The sequence below is a fragment of the Runella defluvii genome (assembly GCF_014195535.1).
GTDB lineage: Bacteria > Bacteroidota > Bacteroidia > Cytophagales > Spirosomataceae > Runella > Runella defluvii.
Window position 1 is genome coordinate 22,749 of the sequence record NZ_JACIBY010000034.1, and the last position, 6,452, is coordinate 29,200.

General features: G+C 41.7%; 3 protein-coding genes and 2 pseudogenes. 1 reads left to right on the plus strand and 4 read right to left on the minus strand.

Features of this window, described 5'->3' with window-relative positions:
- Positions 1-283: 283 nt before the first annotated feature.
- Positions 284-1,191, minus strand: a pseudogene (locus FHS57_RS32255) (IS481 family transposase).
- 571 nt (positions 1,192-1,762) lie between these two features.
- Here FHS57_RS32255 and FHS57_RS32260 point away from each other — a divergent pair.
- Positions 1,763-2,029, plus strand: a complete 267-nt coding sequence (locus FHS57_RS32260) for an integrase core domain-containing protein (protein WP_183980649.1) — start codon at positions 1,763-1,765, stop codon at positions 2,027-2,029.
- A 127-nt stretch (positions 2,030-2,156) separates the two neighbouring features.
- On the opposite strand, the gene FHS57_RS31160 is transcribed toward FHS57_RS32260, so the two are convergent.
- From FHS57_RS31160 to FHS57_RS31170, 3 genes and pseudogenes are all read right to left on the minus strand, one after another.
- Entirely contained in the window at positions 2,157-3,140 is a 984-nt protein-coding gene (locus tag FHS57_RS31160; RefSeq protein ID WP_183980651.1) for a tyrosine-type recombinase/integrase, read from the minus strand.
- Between the two features lie 545 nt (positions 3,141-3,685).
- Positions 3,686-5,698, minus strand: coding sequence for an Ig-like domain-containing protein (locus FHS57_RS31165; protein ID WP_183980653.1), 2,013 nt, complete (start codon positions 5,696-5,698; stop codon positions 3,686-3,688).
- A 67-nt stretch (positions 5,699-5,765) separates the two neighbouring features.
- Positions 5,766-6,452, minus strand: a pseudogene (locus FHS57_RS31170) (hypothetical protein); the annotation flags it as partial.

The following is a 6,452-nucleotide window of genomic DNA, read 5'->3' on the forward strand; positions in this document are numbered from 1 at the left end:
CGGCGGGGCGCGGCTTAGTTTTGTGGAGTACATTGTGCGGCAGGAAAAACAGGCGCTCTGACGCTGAAAAGCAGGCGGTGCGCTGGGCAGTGTTCAGTGGCAGTGGGTCTGAGCCTGATCAGCTCCTAAACCCACTGACGAACGCAGGGAAGAATTGGGGAAGGGGCTAATCAGGTGTTGGGATTAGGTCGATATTTAGAACTGTGCTTTTTCATGCGTTCGCTTAAAGTGTAGTGGTTCTATAGATACGCTACAGCGATAGGCCTGAGAAAATTGTATAAAACTATGATTTTGCTTTTTTCTTTAACCAGGCTATTTTTTTATCCCGTTCATGAGTCTGTTCTCTAATCCGTTCTTTCTGTGGGTCATATTTAGCAACAACATCTTCCCAAAATGGTGCTTCTGCTGACTTTTCGGCTGCTGCCTGAGCAGGTGTTTTGCCATTTAAAGAACTATGAGAGCGTTGGTAATTATAATAGAACTGCCATTCTTCCAGTCGGTCATTGAGGTGTGGATCTTTTAAATCCGCTGTTCGATAAAATTCCTGTAAATCTGTCTGATGGCTTCGTTCAACCTTCCCATTCAAATGAGGAGAGCGAGGTTTTATTGGCCTGAACTTTATACTGTATTCCATTAATTTCTCCTGAAATAGATAGGCAAAAACTCTCTTCCTCGGTCTGTTTGAATACGTTGAATGGGATAAGGGAATTGTTCCAAAAGCCGTTCAAGGAAATCCAATGTGTTAGTTGCGGTTTTCCGTTTATAAGTGTAAAGGAGTCTAAATCGACTGCAATCGTCAATAGCAGTATATTGATAAAGCCCGTTTTTTATCTTGCATACATCAATTTGTACTCTATCTCCAGGTACAGGACGGCTATAACGGATAAACGACTGCTGCTTTCGATAACGTTTGATAGGCGCACACTGATTTTGCTTTAATATCCGAGCAACCGTTGTCGGTGAGGTCTTAATCTGATAATGTTGAAAAAGGTGAGAGCAAATTCGTATTTTCCCAAAGTTGAATTTATCTCTAATATCCAGCACTAAATTCTCAACAGTATCATCAAATTTTTTACGAGCTAATTGATGGGGGCGGCGAGATTTATCAGCTAATCCCTCGACCGATTGCCTTTTTAGCCACCGTTGGAGCGTTGACCGAGCAATGCCGCATCGGCGAGCCGCCACCGTAATATTGCCCGATACTAATCCACTTTGTCCGAGTTTGAATTAAAGTCTCATCAGAAGCCATAACCTGTATGAAATAGATGCTTAACACAGAGTCCGCATTTTTCCTCATAACCCCTCTAGGATGGGTGAGAGGGGATTATGAGGAAAAATGCTTTAGGAAATTTATAGATTTTAAAAAAAATAAATAGTATTTTTTGTAGAAATTTAATTCAGGTTAACTGTAGCATATCTCTCGAACCATCACACAAGAACAGTTAAGCTTGCATAAAAAGCCGAATCCGCAGAGAATTCAGGGATTTATTACCGCCTAATTCTATTAATGAAGGTTGGGCTATGGATTTTCTTTCAGAAGTTATCATTGAGCCTACTCACAATAGATGCGAATATCAACATTTTGGATGAATGCTCAATAAAAGACCTTTGGGTGGAAGCTCATGAGCATATTAAAGCTATAAAATTGACAGAGATATTAGACAAGTTAGTACTCATGCGAGGGTACCCCGCTTACATTCGAACTGACAATGGGCCTATCAGTGATGAATTAGCCAAATAGGCTATAAAGAATGGGATCGAATTGCGTTTTATCCAACCGGGTAAACCTACCGCGCGGCGGACCGTCCAAAATGGCATCATCGAGCGACTCAATGGCACACTCAGAAGAGAATGCTTAAATTTGAATTGGTTTTATTCACTCTCAGAACTCAACCAACACTTGGACAAGTGGTATCAGGCATATAATTTTGATCGACCTCACAAGTCTATCAATTATTTAACTCCTGATGCTTTTGAAAAGAAAAATCAGAGTATCTACGATAAAATGGTTGCATCAGAAAGTTGGTAGGACAGAACCTTAATAAAAATTTTTATAGTTTTGCCTTTGTTACAGAGTGGGCTTTAGAAGCCCCTGAGAATTCAATAAAACAAGCCAAGTCGTGTAGTTCACAGGAATATTCAATTCTCAGCCGTTTTCAAAGACCTAATTTAGTGGCAGCATTGTGCTCCTTGATGTCTTCGATTCGGGTGTATCGTTGAATCATCAAACTTGTTTTGTGTTTGGATTGTCGCATAATTTCCAAATCATCTGCCCCGTTGATTTTGGCAATCGTGATAAAAGACGCTCGCAAAGAATGAGCAGAGTAACGTTCTCCAAAATACTTCTTAACTGTCTCATAAACAGTCATATCGTTTAAACGTTCGTCTGTAATTTTATCTCCTTTACGCACCCTCACAAACAAAGGGCCAGTTGTGTATTCTAAACGAATTATCCAGTTTTTCAAAGTTCGGATGGGGCAAAAATCGGCTTCTGGGCTAAAGAAAAAAGCTTTTTCTTCGGCCTCCCCATATTGATTCGTTTTACTTTTAGATAAAGAAATAACCGCGCCATCGTCACTAAAATGTATATCCTCAATATTCAGACTTACCAACTCTGAACGTCGATAGGCCCCAGCAAATCCCAACAAAATCAAGGACTTATCCCGTAACCCTGCATTGGTCGTGGTATCAATTCCGCGTAAAATATTTTTGAGCTCTCTCATCTTAAACGCAGGAGCTTGCTTCTGACGTACACCATTCGTTCGCTTGATTCCTTCCATTACTGCTCGAAAAGCCCTGTCTTTGGTTGGTAAATCATAGTTACTCAATTCATGAAGTTTACGAATTGCCGCCAATTTTCGATTGATACTTGCCCACTTGTGGGTATCAGCTAAATGTGACACATAAGCGGCCAAGGTTGCCGCAGAGGCAGGCATTTCGACTTGACCATTCTCCGAACACCATTTTCTAAAATACTTTAAATCAGATTGATATGCGCGTTGGGTGCTCGCGGCTCCCTCTAAACCTTTACGGGCGTAGTCAGCCATTTTTTGGGAAAGCACCTCCCCGACGGGCAAAGGAAAATCTTTCTCAGTTTTCAATATCTCACTGTTCATCACCATCACTTTTTTTTGACTCATTCCATTTTTCTCAATCTGCTGTACATAATAAGCCTTTTATATATTCATCCATACCAATATCACGCCGTTCCATCACATGACGGCGAAAAGGCTCATATAAAGATAGGAAGCATTACCAAAAATCATAGACAGCCGCCAAAAATCAAAATTATCATCACCTTTTGATAATAAGAAATCTAGTTGATTCTCTCGTATCTGCAAAGAGGGGTGTTTTACATATATAAGCTTTTCAAGTTCTTCTCGGGTCATAATTTTTAGTTTTTTTCAAAGTTACGCATTACTTATGATAATTAAACCTTATCGTAAGTAATATATAATTTTAAAAACCTCTGGACTTAATTCAGGCAAGCGGGATATGACCATCTTTACGGGAAAACCACGTTCGGCTAACATTGTGGATATTCGTTACAATGTTTTGGCAAAGCTATCAAAAAAGGTTTTTGAAAAAATTATCATCGATCATCCTGCGTTTGTTTGGATGAAATACATCCTCGAAAGAAATCTCTCGAGGATGTTAAAATTCACGCTTTACTTCTCTAAAATCATTATTTTCTTACTTTTTTTAGGGTGACTGGAATACATAAATTTATTGGACAACAATTGGTGCCAGCTTCAATGACTAACGGACAGCACCCACTTACTGGACAATTTACGTTGTTGGCAGTAAAAGTATAGCTTCCTGCTTCTGACAATAAAACTACGTTTCCTGTGGCTACTTGGGCACCGTCTTTAAACCATTTAACATTGGTGTAATTTGCAGAGACAGACACCTCCATCTTCTCCGTGGCACACAACTGGTGGGGTACTGAGACACAGGCTTCGCTTTCGTTATTAGACTTGTTTGTATCAGTTTGATCCAATGATAGCACTCGGGCATAATTAAAAGATACACCAGCCACGGATAACTTTACTGATACAGTTAATACCGCACTGTCGCCAGGAGCTAATAGAGGAACATTCCATTGGCCATTATTGAAAGTACCAATGGATGTTGTACCGCCTACTAACTGTAAGCCAGAACTCGTACTGTCTTTAACTACTACGTTTGTAGCAGCATCGGGACCTGCGTTTTTCAATACTACCTGATAACTCACTATTTCATTTAAAGAACGTATTTTGCTGCCTATTAATGTTTTTGAGACTGATACGTTGGCTGAACCAGTAATTACACTTTGTGGAATGATAAATACCAATGCTTGACTACACGCTTTCGGATTGAAAGAATCACATACTTCGTACACAAACTGATCCATGCCTGTATAGCCTGCAGTAGGTGTGTAAGTAAATGTGCCATTAGTTGACAATATCACCGTTCCATGAGTTGGACCTACGACTGGGGTGGTCGTCACTGTAAGTGCTCCGCCTTCAGGGTCTTTATCATTGGTTAGCACATTACCTGTAGCGGGGCTTGAGGGGTTCCGAAGTATTACGTCAGCATTAGCTACAGGTGGTAAATTGACGGCTGAGTTCGTATAAATGTTAATATCTACGCGTACAGTTGAACAAAGTTGTGGGCTACCGTTATCGCAAGCTTTATAGGTAAACCAATCATTCCCCAATGAGTTCGCTCCTGCTATGTACGAATAAGAACCGTTGGTATTAAGTGTCAATGTACCTTTTGTAGGTTGAGTAACTATTGCTGCCGTCAGGGTTTGGTTGGCGTCCAATTCTACATCATTGAGTAACACATTACCTGTGGCTGTCTCTCCTTGTTTTACAGCAATATTATCGGCAGCGGCAATGGGTGCTCGATTACCATTTCCTGGATTAGGGTCTGTAACAGTAATGGTGACTGTGGCTGTATCACATAAGGCGGGCATGCTATTGTCGCATACACGATATTTAAAACTGTCGGTTCCTACGAAATTAGCATTGGGCTGATAGGTGTAGACACCATTTGTACTTATAGTCACTGTGCCATTGGTTGGACTTACCACTGGGCTTGTAGTCGTGATCAATGGACTAACCCCTGTTCCTAGGTCGTCGTTATTTAATACATTGTTTGTAAGTGAGGTTCCTTTAGTCGTTACGCCAAAATCATCATAGGCAAAAATATAAGGCTTAGTTGTAGCGGCCACTATTTTCAGCTTTGGTTGAAGGTTATTATTATTGGGCGAGTCAGTAAAAGCTGAAAAATTACTGACGGGTTGAACGTTGATATTAGTCACTTCAAAACCTGCGGATACTGCAGTACCACGCACTTGTACCGTGATGGGGCCTCCTCCAAAAGCAGGGATTGCGGCTGTATTTTTCCCTCGCCAAGTGTCTTTCCCCAAATAAGTCCATGTAAATAAAGCTCCCCCAGTTCCTCCAGGAATACTAGTCCCGTTGCTACTGTAATAGTTGCTCGCTGTGCTGATGGTCAATTCTATCGAAGAAGCGGGAATCGGGCTTGAGCCTGAATTTGAGAAACTAACGGTCAACGTAGAACTTTGCCCTACTTCCGTTGTACTCGGCACGAAGTTAGCACCTGTCACGGCGGGTTCTGCATATTGCGCCCACGACCAATGAAGGCTCATCAGTACCACTGACAATATGCTTAGAAGAATCTTTTTCATAATAATAATGATTTAGAGGTTTTACCCTCTGAAGCCCAACGACTTCAGAGGGCGTGTAAAGCCTTAATTAGTTTTGAATGGACATTGACAATACAGCTACATTGTTAGTCGGAACGCTCTCCCCTCCCGAAGAAGGAGTGATGTTCGTTGTTAGGTTGGCCGTTGTACCTGCTACATCAGCTTTGATACTTAGTGCAATACGACTGCGACCGTTAGCAGAAATAACGACACCAGCTTTCGATGTAAACTTCATTCCTGTGCCTGTGTTGGTCATCACCCAATCACCGTTATTGACATTTTCGTTAGCAATGACATTCGCTGATGTCTGCGTTGGGTCAAACGTTAGAGTGAAACCAGTCATGGAAGGCACAAAAAACTCAATTGTTCCGTTGGTGGCTCCGCCATTGATTTCGTTGATATTGATGATTACCGTTTTGGTATCGGCTGCTGTGAACGTGACATTGCCGAAAGTATAATTTCCAAACAAATCAGCTTTAGCTGCTGCATCGACCAAGTCAGGCAGACCATCGCCGTCGGTGTCAGGCAAGGTGTATTTACCATTACTGTCCAACGTGCCTATTTCGGCTGTGTCAAGAATCCCGTCGTTATCATCGTCAGTATCGGTATCATTAGGTGTACCATCATTGTCGGTATCAAGAGCTTTACCTGCGGCTTCGGCCGTGTCGAGAATACCGTCACCGTCGTCGTCCGTATCGGTCGCATTAGGCGTACCGTCGTTGTCGGTATCGAGCGG

Coding starts and splice junctions, on each gene's coding strand:
- FHS57_RS31165 (WP_183980653.1), bottom strand. CDS start 5,698: ATGAAAAAGATTCTTCTAAGCATATTGTCAGTGGTACTGATGAGCCTT.
- FHS57_RS31160 (WP_183980651.1), bottom strand. CDS start 3,140: ATGAGTCAAAAAAAAGTGATGGTGATGAACAGTGAGATATTGAAAACT.